Below are 18,763 nucleotides of genomic sequence, written 5' to 3'. Positions count from 1 at the left end.
TGCTACGCCTCCTTATCTCGTTCCTTCACGCGGATAGCCACCTGAACCGGCGTTCCAGGGAATTTGAACTCTTCGCGTAAGCGGCGTTCGATAAATCTACGATAAGAAGCCTCGATCCAGCCAGATGAGAAGACCACGAACTTAGGTGGTGCAATGCCGGCCTGTGTTGCGTAGTACACCTTTGGCTGCTTACCACCGCGAACAGGTGGCGGCGTCGCACCAATGAGGGCGCCCAAGAAAGAGTTGAGTTTGGAAGTTGGAACGCGACGTTCCCAAGAATCAATTGCTGTGCGAAGTGCCGGCGCTAGTCGATCACGGTGCCATCCGGTCTTGGCTGCAACGTTCACAATCTGCGCCCATTCAACCTGGTCTAGATGTCGTTCAATTTCTTTATCAAGCTGAGTGCGTCGGTCATCATCTACCAAATCCCATTTATTCATGACGATTACCATCGCCTTGCCCGCCTCTTCGACCATCGTGATAACTCTCAGGTCCTGCTCGGAGATAGGAACTGATGCATCGAGGATGACTACTGCACATTCACAACGTTCCAAGGCAGTTTGTGTTCGCAAGGTCGCGTAATAATCTGTTCCGCTAGCTTGGTTGGCCCGCTTTTTAAGCCCAGCGGTATCTACAAATCTCCAGATACTTCCGCCGAATTCAATGAGCTCATCCACTGGATCGCGAGTTGTTCCCGCAACATCATCAACGATAGAACGATTCTCGCCAGCCAGAGCGTTAAGCAAACTGGATTTACCCACATTTGGACGACCAATGAGGGCTATCCGGCGATAGCCATCTTGTACTTGTGCCGCACCTACTTCAGGCAGGAGCTTGGTAATTGAATCCAGCAAATCTCCGCTACCGCGACCATGCAAGGCCGATACAAAGTGCGGTTCACCTAAACCAATATTCCACAGCGCATGCGCATCAGATTCATCGTTATCACCATCGACTTTGTTAGCAACCAGAATTGTTGGCTTCTTCGCTTTACGTAACTCTTGAACCAATACATCATCTTCATCGAGTGCGCCCACTTGGGCATCGACGACAAAACAGAGAACATCTGCCTCGCCCATTGCCAGTTCAGCACTTGCACTCACCTGAACTGAAATTCCATCTGGTTTAGACTCCCAGCCACCAGTATCCATAATGATGAAGCGACGACCGCCCCATTCGCATTCGTATTGCACGCGATCACGCGTGACACCCGGAGTGTCCTCAACGATTGCTTCCCGACGACCAATAAATCGATTGATCAAAGTTGATTTACCAACGTTCGGACGTCCAAGAATGGCAACAATCGGAAGTCCCAAGAGCGAACGTTGCGATAATAGTTCCCAAATTCGTTCCACAGTTTCATCGAGCGTAAGTTCAGTTGAATCTATATGCACCGCATCCGTTGCCATTGATAACGGTGAAATCGTGCGATTTGTATCAATCTCATCGCGGGTTGAGAGTGATTGCGCAACAGCGTCAACACCCCCTGCCGCACCGTCTTGTTCAGCATCTCGTCTTGCTGCTCGAGCTGAAATCTCGGCGGTGAGATAAATCTTCAGCGCCGCATCAGGACAGACAACTGTGCCGATGTCGCGACCTTCAACAACAATCCCACGGTCTGCTTTAGCAATGATGGATCTCTGCAAAGTGAGTAGCTCTGCGCGAACCTGTGGCAGAGCACTAATAATTGAAACTTTCTCTGTTACTTCTTGACTGCGAATCTCTTCACTGACATTCGTTGATCCAACAAAGACTTGTGGATCTCTGGGATTTGAATTGAAAGTGATAGGTGTATCAATGACGGCAGCGATAATGTCATTTGCGTTATCACTCTTTATCGATAAAGCAATGAATGTGATTGCGCGGTATAAAGCACCGGTATCTAAGTAACTCCATCCGGCTCGAATGGCAATGTTCTTCGATGTGCTGGATTTACCAGAGCCGCTAGGGCCATCTAGTGCAACAACAATCATCTTCACAGCCCATCTATAAGTGATTACATTCTAAGGCGCAGGTGCCCAATACAGTGAATTACGAACGTGGAGCGTGAACGTCCCAGCCTTCACTCTCTAAATGCGCTTTCAAAGTGAGAGCATCTGAATGCGAAACGGCCAAAGTAATCAAACCTGTCTCTTGACCTGGAGAGTGTTCGATGGAGAGATCTTCGATATTCACCGAAACCTTTGCGCACTCATCAAATATCGCAGCCAACTGACCTGGTTTATCTTCAATGACTATCGGCAGATGGGTGTATTCACGCGCTTTCCCACCATGTTTGCCAGGAATGAGCGCTCTACCCGCTTGCCCATCTTTGATCACACCTGCAATGAAGTTTTCACTTTCAATATTAGAGATCAGAGTGTTGAGATCTGAGGCCAAGGATTTAAGAAGAGGCGCGATAGCCGAACTATTGGCGGCGATAATCTCCTTCCACAAAGACGGATCAGAGGCCGCTATGCGGGTGGTATCGCGCAACCCTCCCCCAGATAGCTCTAGCCAGCTGACTGGTTTTTCAGCCAACTGCTTGGCCAGCAGTGAAGAGATGAGTTGCGGAAGATGCGAGACCAGCGCTACCGCTTGATCGTGATCGGCCGCCGGCATATCAATAACCTGAGCACCTAGTGACTCAATAAGAGCCTTACCCCAGGCAAGTGCCTGCTGCTCAACGCCTGTGGAATCAATCATCCAAGGTCGACCTTCGAAGAGATCTGCTCGAGCTGACTCAACTCCTGAGAACTCACGCCCTGCCATGGGATGTGTCGGCAGGAATTGCGAGCTACTTAAAGAAGATTTTGATACCTCAAGTAAAGGCTTAATCTTGATAGACGTAACGTCTATCAATACACCCTTGAAGGTTGCTCTTTCTAGAGTAGTAATGACCATAGGGAAAGCTGAAACAGGAACGGCCGCGATAACGAGTTCGGCGCCGGAGATCTCCTCGCCCTGATTTCCCATAAGTGCCTGGGCTATGCCCTGGGTGCGCGAATCTTGATCGAGCATGGTCACCGAGACGCCCTTTTTGGAGAGGGCTAGCCCAATAGAGGTGCCGATCAGGCCAGAGCCGATAATGCCCACGCTCGAAAAGGGAAGTTTCGCGCTCATGAGCTACTGGGCAATGTCTCGGCGCAGGGATTTAGCCCCATGCAGATAGATATGTGAGATTGAGTCAGCGCTCGCAGCGGTTTCTACGTGCGCCATCACGCGAATCGTGCGCTCAAGGGCCCCTGGAACGTCGATCTCTACGGCGCAGATCAACGGAACTGATGCAAAACCGACCTCCCGCGCACCAGCAGCCGGGAAAGCGGCATTGAGATCAGGGCTCGAGGTGAAGAGTACAGAAATCACATCTTGAGGAGAGAGCCCGTTGGCGCTGAGAATTTCAGAGAGCAGCTCAACCACGCCCGAGTAGATACTCTCAGCCGTATTGGCCTCTACTTGGGTTGCTCCCCTGATTGCACGCACTGACATTAGGCAAGTGTAGCCGTAACTCATTTTCTAAGAGATTGATTGCAAATGGTTTTGCACTTTAAACGTTTTATCGACTAAACGCTAACAAGTGGAGAGAAAATCAAGGTCAACACAAGCGAGCCGATCCATCGAATTACAAACTATCAATTTATCGATATTTTGTGGTCATGATTAAGCGTATTATTATCGATATATCTATACTTGAAAGTCTGAGGCCAAGAGTATCTATTTATCTACTTACCTATTAAACGATTCTATATAGACTTAAGGTTTTATATCTAAAGCTGTTTGTAGGCTTACCAATTCACCGCTATTGAGATCTCGCCATCGTCCCTCGAGGGTCTCCCCCAAAGAAATAGGCCCAAACTTGGTTCTAATCAATCGAAGGACCTCCACCCCTACTGCCTCCATCAGACGACGGATGATGTGGTATCGACCTTCGTGAATGACGACTTCGATCCATTGTGGCGATAGGTGGTTAAAACTCAGAACTCGGCCCATTCCATCTTCGAGCTCGACCCCCTTCAAAAGGGTCTTTTCGACTCCCACGGGAAGTTTTCCATCGAATTCAATGATGTAGGTCTTCTCAAGGCCAAAGGAGGGATGGGTCGCTCTAAAGGTCAAATCTCCATCGTTTGTGAGCAGAATTAGCCCTTCAGAGTCCTTGTCCAGGCGTCCCACGTGAAAAAGGCGCTCGGTTCGAAGGTTGATAAAGTCAGATAGTGAAGGGCGACCTTCCGGGTCAAACATGGTAGACAAAACACCTCTAGGCTTATGAAGTGCTAAATAAGTCTTAGACAAAGAACGGGTAATTGTCTCACCATCGACTGTTACTTTGACCTTTTCAGGGTCAAATTTAGCTCCGAGCTCTCTAATTTGGTGACCATCAACGGTGACTCGACCATCCATGATGAGTTCATCGGCACCGCGGCGGCTAGTAATTCCCGCATCGGCAATAATCTTATTAAGGCGCATTTCGGCCATGTGGCTATCCATTCTCGACAGTCAACTCCCCGCACAATCCTCGATCATCGAGGCCTTGGCTAAGGGGTGGGAGTCGGAAGTGTAGAGCGTTAGCTAGTCAGTAAGCGAATCGAGGATCTCATCCAGGCTATCGATATCTGGCAGATGAGGGGCAAGCGGCGGCAGGTCAGTTAGGGCATTTAGGCCTAGCCGCTCCAAGAAGTAGCTTGTGGTCTTATAGAGAATGGCTCCAGTTTCGTTCTCGACCCCGTACTCCTCCACCAGGCCACGAGTGATCAGGGTCTTCATCACCGCTTCGACGTTTACTCCCCGGATAGCAGAGACTCGAGCCCGTGAAACTGGTTGGCGGTAGGCAATAACGGCCAGGGTTTCTAGGGCGGCTTGGGTAAGGCGGTTCTGCTGGCCATCTAGAACGAATTTTTCGACCGCTGGACTAAAGTCTGGATGGCTATAGAAGCGCCACCCACCATTGATGGCCTTCAGGGCAAACCCGCGATCGGAGTAGCTCGGCACAAGGGCCTCTAACGCCGAGACGATCTGCTCGACCGGCACCTCAAGGACTGTGGCAAGGGTCAATTCAGTAACCGGCTGATCTACGACCATGAGAATCGCTTCGATGGAACGGGCAAGCTCAGGACTGTGAAGCTCGGGATTAGACATTTTCGCCCTCTTCTGTCTCGTTTTCAATCTCTGGCTGGATATCAAACTCATTAGTCGCTAGAACTTCTCCCTCATCGGAGCCAACCCAGGTGACCTGGAGTTCGCCCAGCGCCATTACCTGCTCGAATCGCAAGGCGCCCTGTCGGTAGAGGTCTAGCAGGGCAAGGAATCTGGCCACGACAACGAGGGTGGAGTCCGCGCCTTGAATGAGATTTCTAAAGGATAGCGTTCGTGACTTTCGAAGCGCCTCGACAACTGAGCGAGACTCCTCCGCCACGCTCACGAGGGCGCTGTGAAGGTGCTCCACAGCCACAACTGGTGGTGCCTTAGGCGTGAGCACACGCTCAGCTATCGCGGCAAAGCGTTGGGCTCCCACCCCGATCAGGACTTCAGGAAGTAGTGATGCTAGAGCGGGATCGAGGGCTACCACACGTGGGAAGGACTTGTCAGCGGCCAAAATCGCTTCCTGGAAGGAGGCGGCAATCTCTTTAAAGGCGCGGTATTGCAGCAATCGGGCGAAGAGAATGTCTCTGGCCTCAAGGATGGCAAGGTCTTCCTCATCCTCAATCTCACCGCTAGGCAGCAGACGAGCTGCTTTGAGATCTAGAAGGGTTGCGGCGATAACTAGAAATTCGGTCGCCTGGTCAAGGCGCCAGCCCTCGCCCGATTCCTCCAATTTGCGAATAAATGAGATGAATTCATCGGTGACAAGGCTTAAGGAGACCTCGGTGATATCTAGTTTGTGGCGAGAAATCAGTTGGAGCAGGAGATCAAAGGGGCCATCGAAGTTGGACAGGTGGACGTTAAAACCCGTTTCTGCCGGGATAGCCTCCGGTGTTGGGACCGGAATCAGGGTATTTTCCACGTGCGAACAGTACTTCGTTACTTGCATATCGCAGCGCATTACGCGTAGAGTCGTGACAAATGAAAAGAGGTTTCTCGCTTGAACGCTAAATCGACATTTGACGATGATGTGGCAACTACAGCCAGCCTACTTGGACGCGAACCGAAGAATTTTAAGATCCCCGCACCCTTAACAGAGCACGGGCATGCAAAAATCATTTCAATCTTCAATCAAAAAGGCGGTGTGGGTAAAACTACCTCCACAATCAACCTAGGTGCTGCTCTCGCAGAACTAGGTCGTCGAGTTCTGCTGGTCGACTTCGACCCACAAGGTGGTCTCTCCCTTGGTCTAGGTGTCAACGCTCATAGCCTCCCACTTGAAAACACTGTTTATTACGCGCTGATGACACCTGATGCCAATATCGATGAGATCGTACTTAAGTCATCAGTTGCAAATTTGGATTTCCTGCCTGCAAACCGTGATCTCGGTACTGCGGAAACAACACTTGGCGCTGAAATCGGTGGCCAGCAATATCTCAAGCGCGCGCTAGCACGTCTGAGTTCTGAATACGATGTCATTCTCATTGATTGCCAACCAACGATGGGTCAACTCACTATTAATGCACTGGTTGCTTCAGATGAAGTAATTGTTCCATTGCAATGTGAGTATTTCGCACTCCACGGATTCATCGAGCTTAAGGGCAATATCGATAAGGTGAGAAGTTTTCTTAATCCTGATCTCAGACTTATTGGAATTTTGGCAACAATGTATGACCGCAAGACCCTTCATAATCGCGAGGTTCTCACTGCAATCCTTGAGAAATATCCAGAGGATGTCTTTGAAACAATCATCGCAAAAACTATTCGATTCTCAGAGACAACCGTTGCGGGTGAACCCATCACCGCCTACGCATCATCTTCAGGTGGCGCACAGTCTTATCGCCGCCTAGCCCGAGAACTAATCGCCAGAGGAGGCGCCCGATGACACGCAGAGCAAGCTTGCCCGGAGCAGATGAATTATTCCGCGCTAATACCCCAGCACTGAGCGCCGTTCGACAAGTAGTTGAAGCCGCACCTGCTGCACCCACTTCCCCACAACCGGTTGGCACGTCACAAACAAAGACCAAGAAGGGTGTTCGCACAATTTCTCGCAGACGAGTTACCGCGGCCGAGAAATCTCCATCAGGTCGCGAACTTCATGAAGAGAAGATCACTGTGTACTTATCAACTGATGAGCTCTTTGATCTAGATCAAGCGCGTTTGATGTTACGCGGTGACTTAGGTTTAGCTGTTGATCGTGGTCGCATTGTCCGCGAATCAATCGCTGTCATCATTGCTGATTTAGAAGCTAAGGGTGATCAGAGCATCCTTGCTCGACGTCTTCGCGGGCTGTAATCACTTCGCTCTCGGGTGAGCTGAACTGTAGCTCTCACGCACTTTATCGATAGTAATCAGGGTGTAAATCTGGGTTGTAGTCACCGATGAATGCCCTAGTAGTTCTTGAACGACTCGAATATCTGCCCCACCATCGAGTAAATGCGTTGCATATGAGTGCCTAAATACGTGCGGTGACACCTTGCCCTCAAGGCCGGTCGCAACAGCGGAATCTAGAACTATCTGCCAAGCACTCTGACGCGAGAGTCGCTTCCCGCGAGAGTTAAGAAAGAGTGCACTCTCACTCTTTGCATTCTTAGCCGCAAGAAGTGGTCTGGTGCGAACCAAATAGTCATCGAGTGCGGTGAAGGCGAATTTACCCAGTGGGACTATTCGCTCCTTGGAGCCTTTGCCTCGCAATTTCACCACTGAAATTCGTTCGCCTTCTAAATCTTGTGTTGCCACGTCCGCAAAGTTAATGCCGATGACTTCACTTACCCGGGCGCCGGTGGAGTATAAAATTTCCAAGATTGCAATATCTCGGAGCGAGATTGGATCTCCCTCTCGCTTAGCTGATTCAATCAGCGAGGTGATTTCGCTGATTGATAATGCCTTAGGCAGACGTCGTGGGGTCTTGAGCGTCGTTGATTCAGTCATGGGATTTGAAATCTCATATTCAAGAGCACAGTATCGATAGAAACCTTTGAGTGCGGAAATACACCTGTTGATGCTCGATCCACTCATTTTGGTATCTTTCAGGAAAACTTCAAAAGCTTCAATGTGTGTTGGTGATAGATGTGAAAAATCCTCGTTGCCAGAGTTAAGAAAAAGTGCAAACTTACCTAAGTCTCGTTGATAAGACTCAATGGTGTTTGTGGCTAATGCTCGCTCGATACGTAAATGATTGAGGTAGTTGGTACTGGCGGTGTGAAAGTTCATCAATCCCCCGCGCTATACCTACTTCTTCTGCGCAAGTGCTGCAGCAATGAGACCGACAAATAATGGATGCGGTCTTGTTGGTCGTGATCGAAGCTCGGGATGAGCTTGCGTTCCAACATAGTATGGATGAACTTCGCGAGGTAGCTCAACAAACTCCACTAAATCACGCTCTTTAAACATCCCGGAGAAAACCAAGCCAGCGGCTGCAATTTGATCGCGATACTTATTATTGACTTCATATCTGTGGCGATGACGTTCAGAAATCTCAGTACTTCCATAAACCCCAGCAACGATGGAACCTGGTACTAGCGCTGCCTGATAGAGACCTAGTCTCATGGAGCCGCCCATATCGGCCTGGCCCGCAACAATATTCTTTTGGTCATCCATCGTTGCAATCACATGTGTGCCACTCTCTGGCGTGAACTCTGCTGAATTGGCATCTGCTATTCCAGCTAAGTTTCTAGCCGCCTCAATGACCATGCACTGCAGACCTAAACAAAGACCCAGTGTTGGAATCTTGTTTTCACGAGCAAATTTGAGTGCACCAAGCTTTCCTTCGATTCCACGGATACCGAAGCCACCGGGAACACAGATTGCATCCACTCCACCAAGTGCCTTCTTTGCACCCGCTTCGCTCTCGCAATCATCACTAGGAATCCAGACAAGTTCAACTTTTGCGCTATTTGCAAATCCACCGGCACGAAGTGCTTCCGAAACCGATAAATACGCATCTGGTAAATCAATATATTTTCCAACGAGGGCCACCTTTACGGTGTGCAAAGGATGATGAACTTTCTGTAAGAGCGCATCCCACTCTCCCCATTGAACTTCATGACCACCTAAAGAGAGTCTGCGGACGATGTAGGAATCAAGACCTTCACTGTTGAGAACCTTTGGGATGTCATAAATTGAGGGAGCATCTACGGCGGCAACAACGGCCTCAACATCAACGTCACACATTAGAGAAATCTTCTTCTTTATCCCAGCCGGTATCGGACGATCACAACGCAGGACCACGGCATCAGGTGCAATTCCGATACTACGAAGGGCCGCGATACTGTGCTGTGTTGGTTTGGTCTTGAGTTCACCTGCAGGCCCAATATATGGAACCAGTGAAATGTGAAGGTAAAAGACATTGTCGCGACCCACATCTTGGCGAAGCTGACGCGCAGCTTCGAGAAATGGCTGAGACTCAATATCTCCGACAGTTCCACCGATTTCAGTGATGACAACATCTACTTCATCTGAATCATTAGCCAACATACGTTCTTTAATCTCGTTGGTGATATGCGGAATCACTTGTACGGTCTCACCTAGATACTCACCACGTCGCTCGCGCGCAATTACTCGCGAATAAATCTGACCTGTGGTGACATTTGCCGAACCTTCGAGGTTGCGATCAAGGAAGCGCTCATAATGACCAATATCTAAATCTGTCTCAGCACCATCATCGGTGACAAATACCTCTCCGTGTTGGAAAGGGTTCATGGTGCCTGGATCAACGTTCAGGTATGGATCGAGCTTTTGCATTGTTACGCGGATGCCGCGGGCTACTAGCAGGCGACCTAAAGATGAAGCTGTGAGGCCTTTACCAAGACTTGAGACGACTCCGCCAGTTACGAAAATATGTTTAGTCACATGCGGCTGGCTCATGGAAGACCAACCTATCATCAAATTGCGCTCTACCCGCGCAGCGCCAAAAGTTCGCTCGCGTGTTCGCGCGCACTAGTCGATTCTTCAAGCCCAGCAAGCATTCTGGCTATCTCTTCCACGCGATCAGCATCCTGAACCTTGGCCACACCTGATGCGACTACAGAACCATCGCTGCTCTTCTTCACCACAAAATGGGTGTCTGCCCACGCAGCCACCTGCGGCAAATGTGTAACCACAATAACTTGGGCTTGCTTCGAAAGTTGATGCAGACGTTTTCCCACTTCAATAGCGGCTTTGCCGCCAACGCCGGCATCTACCTCATCAAAAATATATGTCCCCACCGGGTGCGTTTGGGCGATGACCACTTCCAGACCCAACATGATGCGAGACATTTCACCACCGCTTGCACCTTTACCCAGAGCTACCTTCGGACCATCGGTGTGAGCACGAATTAGCATTGAAATTTCATCACAACCAAGCTGAGTGAAATCAGACTCTTTCAAGTTCGCCGAATAATCAGGAGATGAAACCTCAACAAAGAACTGGGTGTGCGGCATGGCAAGTGCGTGTATTTCAGTCGTCACTAAATCAGAGAGCTTCTCCGCTTGCTTGCCTCGGGCTTCTGTCAACGACTTCGCATTCTTCAGCAGATCTTTCTTTGCCACTGTTAGTGAGCCTTCAAGCTCGGCGATTCGATCATCTCCGCCTTCTAAGTCGGCTATGACTTCCTTGCCGCTCTTAACTTTCGAAGCCAGTAATACGAGTTCTTCATCACCACTGCCGCTCGCACCCCACTTCTTAATGAATGCACTTAATTGCGATTTGCGTTCATTGAGAGCGTCGAGTCGACTTGGATCTGCCTCAAGTCCGGTGGCATAGGAAGCAAGATCAGTTGCAGCATCATCTAGAATAAAAACTGCTTCACTCACCCGCTCGGCGATAGATTCAAGCCGGGAATCCTTTGCTTTAACTGAATCGAGTGCTCGTCTTGCTGAATGCAAAAGTGTGAGAGCACCCGATTCTTCTGTCTCCAAAGCCTCTTTGGCACTTTGACTTGCTATCCGAAGGTCTTCCACACTGGATAATCGATTAATCTCATCCTCAGTTGCACTGCACTCATTACGAACAGCCTTCAGAGTTGCCCAGGCGGTGATGAACTCTCGAAGCTGTGCGATGTCAGAATCTCGCTTGCTGGAAGAACTTTTCAAATCTGCTAAGCGGGCCTTTATCTCTAAATAGTTCGCGTAACTGAGTTGGTAGGCACTTAGAACGGATGCAATTGCTGCGCCCCCAAAGCGATCTAGCAACTCTCGCTGGGTTGAAGTTTTAGTGATTTGGGCATTAGCTGACTGGCCATGAATCTCAATGAGGTTCTGGGAGATAGTGGCCAACGTTCCAGCCGGAACTGTGACTCCCCCACAGACTGCTTTGCTTTTCCCATCCGCATTTACAGTGCGCGAGATGATCAGTGAGTTGGCATCAAGCTGGGCGCCTAACTCCTCTAACCCTTGAACCTGCGATGAAGCAATGGAGAAAGTTGCTGAGGCACTGAGTCGATCCGCACCGTGTCTAACTAGTGCGCTGTCACTCTTTCCACCAAGAACTAAAGAGAGCGCTGTGAGAATCATTGTCTTGCCGGCGCCAGTTTCACCGGTGAGGACATTCAGCCCTGGACCTAACTCGAGTTCTGATTGTTCGATAACTCCGAGATTTCGAATAGATATCTCTTCTAGGAAGGAGCGTTCACTCACCGCGCCAACCTTCAACGGGAAGCTTGAACTTTGCAACCAGGCGGTCGGTGAAGAGCGTTGATGAGACGTGCGATAACTTAATGGTGCGTTCATCACGAGTGATGATCACTCGATCACCTAACTGCAATGGTGTCTTACGAAGAGCATCTGCCGATAACAAGGCAGCGGAAGATTCCACGGTGATGATGATCTCTGACTTCGGAGAAACCACCATTGGTCTAGAAAAGAGTGCGTGAGCAGAGATTGGTAGTAAGACCAAAGCTTCAATTTCAGGCCATAAAACTGGACCACCAGCACTAAATGCGTAGGCAGTTGAACCAGTTGGGGTTGAGCAAATGACTCCATCGCAGCCCCAGTGCGATAAGGGGCGCCGATCAATTTCAACGAAGAGTTCAACCATCGTGGTCGCATCACGTTCAACAGTTACTTCATTGAGCGCCCAACCAGTTGAGACAACTTTTCCGCCACGTTCAATCTCGAATTGCAGAACCATCCGGTTTTCACTCACGTAACTCTTATCAATAATGCTCTGTGCTATCGCTTTAATTGTTGGCCGATCTACTTCAGCCAGGAATCCAACATTTCCCAAGTTAATACCAAGCAGCGGAATCTTGCGGGTAAGGGTTACCTCAGCGGCTCGAAGAATTGTTCCATCGCCACCCAGTACTACTGCTAATTCAATCTCTGGTAGATCTGCCGCGGCTACCTTCTTGATTCCTTCGATTTCAATATCGGAAATTGTGTAGAGTGAAAATCCAGCTGAGAAAAGAAGCGGTGCTAACTCACCGGCCGCGCTAATCGCTTCTGGGCGAGATGGATTAACAAGAAATGCGACGCTACGAATACTCATTATTCCGGACCTGCCGCAATCGCTTCATCAAGTGCTGTTTCATTAATTTCAGGTGCACCACGTCGTAACCATAGGAAATATTCAACATTGCCAGCAGGTCCTGGAAGTGGACTTGCAGCGATTCCAAGTGTGCCGAGTCCAACATCGTAGGCAGACTCTGCAACATCTAGAACTGCAGCCCTGCGCAAAGCAGGATCTCGTACAACACCACCAGCACCCAACTTTTCACGACCCACCTCAAACTGAGGTTTCACCATTAATACAAAATCGGCATCGGGCTTTGAGACTGCAGCCAGCGCTGGCAAGACCAAAGAAAGTGAAATGAAGGAAAGGTCTGCAACCACGAGATCGATATCTTCAGCGATTTGATCACCAGTAAGGTGGCGAATATTTGTGCGATCAAGGATTTTCACTCGCGGATCTTGTCGTAGCCCCCATGCCAGCTGGCCATATCCCACATCAACGGCAACAACGAGTTTTGCCCCGCGTCGCAATAAGACATCTGTGAATCCACCAGTTGAAGCCCCCGCATCAAGACATGTGCGCCCATCGATCTCTACCCCGGTAAAGAAATCCAAGGCGCCGGCTAACTTGTGGCCACCGCGCGAGACAAAATCATCTCGATCACCTTGTAGAACTATGGAGGTCTCGGCATCAACTTGCGAAGCTGGTTTTGTTGCTGGAATTCCACCGACTAGAACAGAACGAGACTCAATCAGATCTGCCGCATGCTCACGCGAGCGTGCTAGTTCGCGTCGAACGAGTTCGGCATCTAAACGAGTTTTCATGGCAATTAGCTAGAGATTATCGATTGACTTAAGTGACTCTTGCAATTTTTCATGGAGTGCTTCAAAACGAGCAGAGTGCTCTGAGATATCACTGACTTCAATCTCTTCAAGTTCTTCCCGAACCTTTTGCACTAAATCTAACTCTTCTTCGCTCATTTTCTACTTTCCTTCTTCTTCGTCGCCGATTTCTTGCCATCAGATTTCTTTGATTGCGCCTTCTTCAAACGTTTTACCTCTTTAGCAAGTTCATCGAACTCTTCGCGCTTAACAAAGCCCATCTTCAAAACCGCGGCCTCAACCTCATCATGGATTCGCCCTTTGACTGAATCGGCGCTCTCCTTGGCCCAGTCATTGAGCGCTGCGGCGACTTCGGCGGGCGTGCGTTCTCCATCGGAAAGCTTCTGGGCGTAACTCTTTAAGGTGGAAAAGAATTCCGACGGTTGGGTCTTAGCCATAGCCTTAGCGTAGCGATTTTACCTGTCCAGCGCGCTTAAGCTAAAGGCGCAGGATTTCATCGGCCTCAATCTGCCAACGGCTAGCAACGCCGGTAGGGCTCTGCCAAAACCGTCTGTGAATCGAACCTGAGACTTCAATCCACTCATCGCCTTGCAGTGTCAGGGCAATCTTGCGACTCTTGGCACTCCATGCGGCAATATCAAGAGTGTCGACACCCTCTCGTTCGGATCGAGTAATGATGAGCCTAAATTCAACGACTTTATCGCCACTGGGCAATTCTTTACTTGTGGCTTGCGCCGATACGCGACCTCGAAGCAAGAGATCGTTGAGCGAGTAATCAATCTCAACATCATCTGAGACTACTTGTTTAACTGACTTCTTTTTGGTGGCAGCTTTAGCAACTGGTGACATCGTGAGCCCTTCATGCGAATTGTTAAGACGCGATGATGATTGATGGCTATGACACTTTCTTGCCGATTATTTGCTGATGTGGATAATTATTTCGCTGCCCGCTCTTGTGCATCAGTAGATTCCTCATGATCGATAGCTGCACACTTGCTAAACCACTCGGAAGCTTCCGCTAACCTTCCGGCAGCCTCCAGCGCATCGGCATAGGCATAACGCAAGCGCACCGCCCACTCATCACTTTCATTCTTCAATTCCTTACATTGCAAAGTGACAACCGCGGCATCTACTTCACCCAGATCACGACGAGCACCGGATGCCACAATGCGCATCTCAATCTCTTCCGACTTATCAAGTCGCTTCACCTCTGGTGAACCAGCCAAACTCAACGCTTTCAGTGGTTTACCAAGACCTCGTTCGCAATCGGCCATGACCGGCCACATCGAGACATCACCAGAAATTCGGTTGGCAGCGCGTAATTCTTTTAGCGCAATTTCATAATGCCCGGCGCGATAGGCGGCATAACCGGCTGTCTCGCGGACAACAGCTAAACGCCCAGCGTGATGGGCCGCGGCAACAGCGTGCTTATGTGCCAATTCCGGATCAACATCCATATAAAGATTGACACAGACCATATGGCGCGCAACAACCTTGGCATTTTCTGCCGACAAACTTAATAACTCGGCGCGAACACTTTTTTCTAACTCTTCACCGGTGACATCTTCTGGAATATCTGGTTCAAAAATTCTTGGACGAATACGAGATTGGTCTCGTTCTTGTGGAGGGGCTTGAAACCCGCGTGGATCGCTGACTTCACGACCCTCAGATACCTTGCGGGGAGCCCCTGGACGCTCTGTGCGACCACCACGAGCTGGGCGATCTGATGAAGGACGACCGGAAGATGGACGACCGCTGTTATTGCGTGGACGCTCTTCCATAGGTTAATCTCCTTAATTATCTGAATCATTCTAACTTCTTGAGAAATAAAAAAGGGGCGCTTACGAATAAGCGCCCCTTTTTATAAAAGAAGTCCGGCAACGTTCTACTCTCCCACAAGGTCACCCGTGCAGTACCATCGACGCTGTAAGGCTTAACTTCCGGGTTCGGAATGGGACCGGGTGTTTCCCTCACGCTATGGTTGCCGAAACGCTATTGAGTTTTGGACATGAACTCACAACTAAGAAGTCTGATCTTCATTGAAGAAGATCTCCTTATTTGTGGTTCTCGACCGTATCTCGAGAACCACACAGTGGACGCGTAGCAACTTTGTAGTTAAATCCTCGGCCTATTAGTAGTGGTCAGCTCCAAGTCTTACGACTCTTCCACTTCCACCCTATCAACCCAGTAGTCTCCTGGGGGCCTTACTTGGTAAACCAATGAGAAACCTAATCTTGAAGCGAGCTTCCCGCTTAGATGCTTTCAGCGGTTATCCCTTCCGAACGTAGCTAATCGGCGGTGCTCCTGGCGGAACAACCGACACACCAGAGGTTCGTCCGACCCGGTCCTCTCGTACTAGGGTCAGCCCTTCTCAAGTTTCTTACGCGCACAGAAGATAGGGACCGAACTGTCTCACGACGTTCTGAACCCAGCTCGCGTGCCTCTTTAATGGGCGAACAGCCCAACCCTTGGGACCTACTCCAGCCCCAGGATGAGACGAGCCGACATCGAGGTGCCAAACCTTGCCGTCGATATGGACTCTTGGGCAAGATCAGCCTGTTATCCCCGGGGTACCTTTTATCCGTTGAGCGACGGCGCTTCCACAAGCCACCGCCGGATCACTAGTTCCTGCTTTCGCACCTGCTCGACATGTCTGTCTCACAGTTAAGCTCCCTTGTGCACTTACACTCGACACCTGATTACCAACCAGGTTGAGGGAACCTTTGAGCGCCTCCGTTACTTTTTAGGAGGCGACCGCCCCAGTCAAACTACCCACCAGACACTGTCCCTGATCCGGATTACGGACCGAGGTTAGAAGTTCAAAACGATCAGAGTGGTATTTCAACGATGACTCCACAAACACTGGCGTGCCCGCTTCAAAGTCTCCCACCTATGCTACACAAACCGTTCCGGACACCAATATCAAGATATAGTAAAGGTCCCGGGGTCTTTCCGTCTTTCTGCGCGTAACGAGCATCTTTACTCGTAATGCAATTTCGCCGAGTTTACGGATGAGACAGCGCTCAAGTCGTTACGCCATTCGTGCAGGTCGGAACTTACCCGACAAGGAATTTCGCTACCTTAGGATGGTTATAGTTACCACCGCCGTTTACTGGGGCTTAAGTTCTCAGCTTCGCCTTGCGGCTAACCAGTCCCCTTAACCTTCCAGCACCGGGCAGGCGTCAGTCCGTATACATCGTATTGCTACTTCGCACGGACCTGTGTTTTTGGTAAACAGTCGCTTGAGCCTGGTCTCTGCGGCCTTCCAACGCTTCGGAGGAAAACTCCTACACGTCAAAGGGCCCCCCTTCTCCCGAAGTTACGGGGGCATTTTGCCGAGTTCCTTATCCATAATTATCTCGATCGCCTTGGTATTCTCTACCTGACCACCTGTGTCGGTTTCGGGTACGGGTCACTTATTTTCTCGCTAGATGCTTTTCTTGACAGCATAGGATCATCCACTTCACCTTACGGCTCGGCATCAGCTCTCAGGCATGTGTTACGCGGATTTGCCTACGTAACGCCCTACGACCTTACCCCGGGACAACCATCGCCCGGGCTGGACTACCTTCCTGTGTCACACCATTGCTGAACTACTACAACACCGGGTCAGCGGTTCCATCAATCTGACAAAAGCCAGATCAACTTCACGGCCTTAGCATTAGTTGATTCGTCCTGGGCGAAAATAAGCGAGTACTGGAATATCAACCAGTTGTCCATCGACTACGCCTGACGGCCTCGCCTTAGGTCCCGACTTACCCTGGGCGGATTAGCCTGGCCCAGGAACCCTTGGTCTTTCGGCGGACTGGTTTCTCACCCCTCTCTCGCTACTCATGTCTACATTCTCACTTGTGTGACTTCCACGGCTAGATTCCTCTGCCGCTTCACCAGTCACACAACGCTCTCCTACCCATCCAAGCTCCTGGATCTTGCGACCGGGATAGTGCTTGAATGATAGAACTTCGGTGCTGTGCTTGAGCCCCGTTACATTGTCGGCGCGAAATCACTTGACCAGTGAGCTATTACGCACTCTTTTAAGGGTGGCTGCTTCTAAGCCAACCTCCTGGTTGTCTATGCGACTTCACATCCTTTTCCACTTAGCACAGGCTTTGGGACCTTAGTTGCTATTCTGGGTTGTTTCCCTCTCGACCATGAAGCTTATCCCCCACAGTCTCACTGCTGCGCTCTCACTTACCGGCATTCGGAGTTTGGCTGATGTTGGTAATCTTGTAGGACCCCTCGACCATCCAGTAGCTCTACCTCCGGTAAGAAACACGCAACGCTGCACCTAAATGCATTTCGGAGAGAACCAGCTATCACGAAGTTTGATTGGCCTTTCACCCCTACACACAGCTCATCCCCTAATTTTTCAACATTAGTGGGTTCGGTCCTCCACGCGGTCTTACCCGCGCTTCAACCTGGCCATGCGTAGATCACCTCGCTTCGGGTCTAGATCGTGCTACTCAAACGCCCTATTCAGACTCGCTTTCGCTACGGCTTCCCCTCGACGGGTTAACCTTGCAACACGACACTAACTCGTAGACTCATTCTTCAAAAGGCACGCTGTCACAACTTACGTCGCTCCAACGGCTTGTACGCACACGGTTTCAGATTCTATTTCACTCCCCTTACGGGGTTCTTTTCACCTTTCCCTCACGGTACTAGTCCGCTATCGGTCATCAGAGAGTATTTAGGCTTAGCGGGTGGTCCCGCCAGATTCATACCGAATTCCTCGAGTTCGGTATTACTTGGGATACCAATAAAGAGTTAACTAAGTTTCGACTACGGGGTTCTCACCCTCTATGACTGGCTTTCCCACGCCATTCATCTACTTAATTAATTTCTGACTCTTTGATTGAACGGCAGTCCAATCTAACTGGTCCCACAACACCGATACTGCAACGCCTGCCGGCTTGGCACAGTATTGGTTTGGCCTCTTCCGTTTTCGCTCGCCACTACTAACGGAATCACGGTTGTTTTCTCTTCCTGTGGGTACTGAGATGTTTCACTTCCCCACGTTCCCTTTATCTACCCTATATATTCAGATAGAAATAACTGGACATTACTCCAGCTGGGTTTCCCCATTCGGAAATCCTCGGATCAAAGTTCGTTTGACAACTCCCCGAGGCTTATCGCAGCCTACTACGTCCTTCATCGGCTTCTGATGCCAAGGCATCCGCCATGTGCGCTTAATAATTTTTCCACAAAGATGCTCGCGTCCACTGTGTAGTTCTCAAAATACGGGCGGTACTCAATAAGAGTTGAGACTTCCTTAACATCTGTAATTAAACAGAAGTGTTAAGCAGTATCTCTTCTTATTAAGTCCAGAGGTTTGGCGCTAGCCGTCCCCTCAGGACCCAACAACGTGCCTAGTTGAAATTTGATAAACGCTAATTTTCCACTCCCCAAAGGGCTGTACTAATTGCGAAATCTTA

The 18,763-nt window shown here is 49.9% G+C and carries 17 protein-coding genes and 2 rRNA genes; 2 read left to right on the top strand and 17 right to left on the bottom strand.

What is annotated here, in order from left to right; translation table 11 throughout:
• Positions 1-2 precede the first annotated feature (2 nt).
• From der to A1sIIB76_RS03115, 6 genes are all read right to left on the bottom strand, one after another.
• Positions 3-1,973, bottom strand: coding sequence for a ribosome biogenesis GTPase Der (gene der / locus A1sIIB76_RS03140; RefSeq protein WP_095685201.1), 1,971 nt, complete (start codon positions 1,971-1,973; stop codon positions 3-5).
• A 58-nt stretch (positions 1,974-2,031) separates the two neighbouring features.
• Positions 2,032-3,102: a prephenate dehydrogenase gene (locus tag A1sIIB76_RS03135; protein WP_095697003.1), complete on the bottom strand. Its 1,071-nt coding sequence runs from the start codon at positions 3,100-3,102 to the stop codon at positions 2,032-2,034.
• Between the two features lie 3 nt (positions 3,103-3,105).
• The gene (gene aroH / locus A1sIIB76_RS03130) at positions 3,106-3,468 is read right to left on the bottom strand and encodes a chorismate mutase (RefSeq protein ID WP_095697002.1); all 363 of its coding nucleotides are present in this window, start codon (positions 3,466-3,468) and stop codon (positions 3,106-3,108) included.
• 264 nt (positions 3,469-3,732) lie between these two features.
• The gene (locus tag A1sIIB76_RS03125) at positions 3,733-4,452 is read right to left on the bottom strand and encodes a pseudouridine synthase (protein WP_095697001.1); all 720 of its coding nucleotides are present in this window, start codon (positions 4,450-4,452) and stop codon (positions 3,733-3,735) included.
• A 93-nt stretch (positions 4,453-4,545) separates the two neighbouring features.
• Positions 4,546-5,112 (bottom strand): SMC-Scp complex subunit ScpB, encoded by a 567-nt coding sequence (gene scpB / locus A1sIIB76_RS03120; protein WP_095697000.1) that lies wholly within the window; start codon positions 5,110-5,112, stop codon positions 4,546-4,548.
• Complete coding sequence (locus A1sIIB76_RS03115; protein WP_223298795.1) at positions 5,105-6,016, bottom strand: segregation and condensation protein A; 912 nt, start codon at positions 6,014-6,016, stop codon at positions 5,105-5,107. Before A1sIIB76_RS03115 ends, scpB begins: the two co-directional genes overlap by 8 nt.
• A gap of 39 nt (positions 6,017-6,055) precedes the next feature.
• Between A1sIIB76_RS03115 and A1sIIB76_RS03110 the strand changes: the two genes are divergently transcribed.
• Positions 6,056-6,940, top strand: a complete 885-nt coding sequence (locus A1sIIB76_RS03110) for a ParA family protein (protein WP_095684679.1) — start codon at positions 6,056-6,058, stop codon at positions 6,938-6,940.
• Positions 6,937-7,350, top strand: a complete 414-nt coding sequence (locus tag A1sIIB76_RS03105; protein ID WP_095674776.1) for a hypothetical protein — start codon at positions 6,937-6,939, stop codon at positions 7,348-7,350. The genes A1sIIB76_RS03110 and A1sIIB76_RS03105 overlap by 4 nt, the downstream gene beginning before the upstream one ends.
• Here A1sIIB76_RS03105 and A1sIIB76_RS03100 read toward each other — a convergent pair whose 3' ends face one another.
• From A1sIIB76_RS03100 to A1sIIB76_RS03055, 11 genes are all read right to left on the bottom strand, one after another.
• Positions 7,351-8,268, bottom strand: a complete 918-nt coding sequence (locus A1sIIB76_RS03100; protein ID WP_095696998.1) for a site-specific tyrosine recombinase — start codon at positions 8,266-8,268, stop codon at positions 7,351-7,353. It lies immediately after the preceding gene.
• 18 nt (positions 8,269-8,286) lie between these two features.
• The gene (locus A1sIIB76_RS03095) at positions 8,287-9,921 is read right to left on the bottom strand and encodes a CTP synthase (RefSeq protein ID WP_095696997.1); all 1,635 of its coding nucleotides are present in this window, start codon (positions 9,919-9,921) and stop codon (positions 8,287-8,289) included.
• A 29-nt stretch (positions 9,922-9,950) separates the two neighbouring features.
• Positions 9,951-11,672 (bottom strand): DNA repair protein RecN, encoded by a 1,722-nt coding sequence (recN, locus tag A1sIIB76_RS03090; protein WP_095684676.1) that lies wholly within the window; start codon positions 11,670-11,672, stop codon positions 9,951-9,953.
• Positions 11,665-12,522: an NAD kinase gene (locus tag A1sIIB76_RS03085; protein WP_095684675.1), complete on the bottom strand. Its 858-nt coding sequence runs from the start codon at positions 12,520-12,522 to the stop codon at positions 11,665-11,667. The genes recN and A1sIIB76_RS03085 overlap by 8 nt, the downstream gene beginning before the upstream one ends.
• A complete protein-coding gene (locus A1sIIB76_RS03080) occupies positions 12,522-13,310 on the bottom strand; it encodes a TlyA family RNA methyltransferase (protein ID WP_095684674.1) in 789 nt (262 codons plus the stop codon). The genes A1sIIB76_RS03085 and A1sIIB76_RS03080 overlap by 1 nt, the downstream gene beginning before the upstream one ends.
• A gap of 9 nt (positions 13,311-13,319) precedes the next feature.
• A complete protein-coding gene (locus A1sIIB76_RS06905) occupies positions 13,320-13,466 on the bottom strand; it encodes a hypothetical protein (RefSeq protein ID WP_190277083.1) in 147 nt (48 codons plus the stop codon).
• Entirely contained in the window at positions 13,463-13,765 is a 303-nt protein-coding gene (locus A1sIIB76_RS03075) for a hypothetical protein (RefSeq protein WP_095674770.1), read from the bottom strand. The genes A1sIIB76_RS06905 and A1sIIB76_RS03075 overlap by 4 nt, the downstream gene beginning before the upstream one ends.
• A 40-nt stretch (positions 13,766-13,805) precedes the next feature.
• Entirely contained in the window at positions 13,806-14,177 is a 372-nt protein-coding gene (locus A1sIIB76_RS03070; protein WP_223298195.1) for a single-stranded DNA-binding protein, read from the bottom strand.
• 86 nt (positions 14,178-14,263) lie between these two features.
• Entirely contained in the window at positions 14,264-15,109 is an 846-nt protein-coding gene (locus A1sIIB76_RS03065; protein WP_095696996.1) for a tetratricopeptide repeat protein, read from the bottom strand.
• Positions 15,110-15,200: 91 nt separating this feature from the next.
• Positions 15,201-15,317, bottom strand: a 5S ribosomal RNA gene (gene rrf, locus A1sIIB76_RS03060).
• A gap of 122 nt (positions 15,318-15,439) precedes the next feature.
• Positions 15,440-18,531: ribosomal RNA gene (locus A1sIIB76_RS03055) — 23S ribosomal RNA — on the bottom strand.
• Between the last annotated feature and the right edge of the window lie 232 nt (positions 18,532-18,763).

It is taken from the genome of Candidatus Planktophila versatilis (assembly GCF_002288265.1).
In the GTDB taxonomy this organism is placed as follows: Bacteria; Actinomycetota; Actinomycetes; order Nanopelagicales; family Nanopelagicaceae; genus Planktophila; species Planktophila versatilis.
The sequence above is the reverse complement of the archived record's forward strand: the minus strand, read 5'-3'. Positions and strand labels throughout refer to the sequence as shown.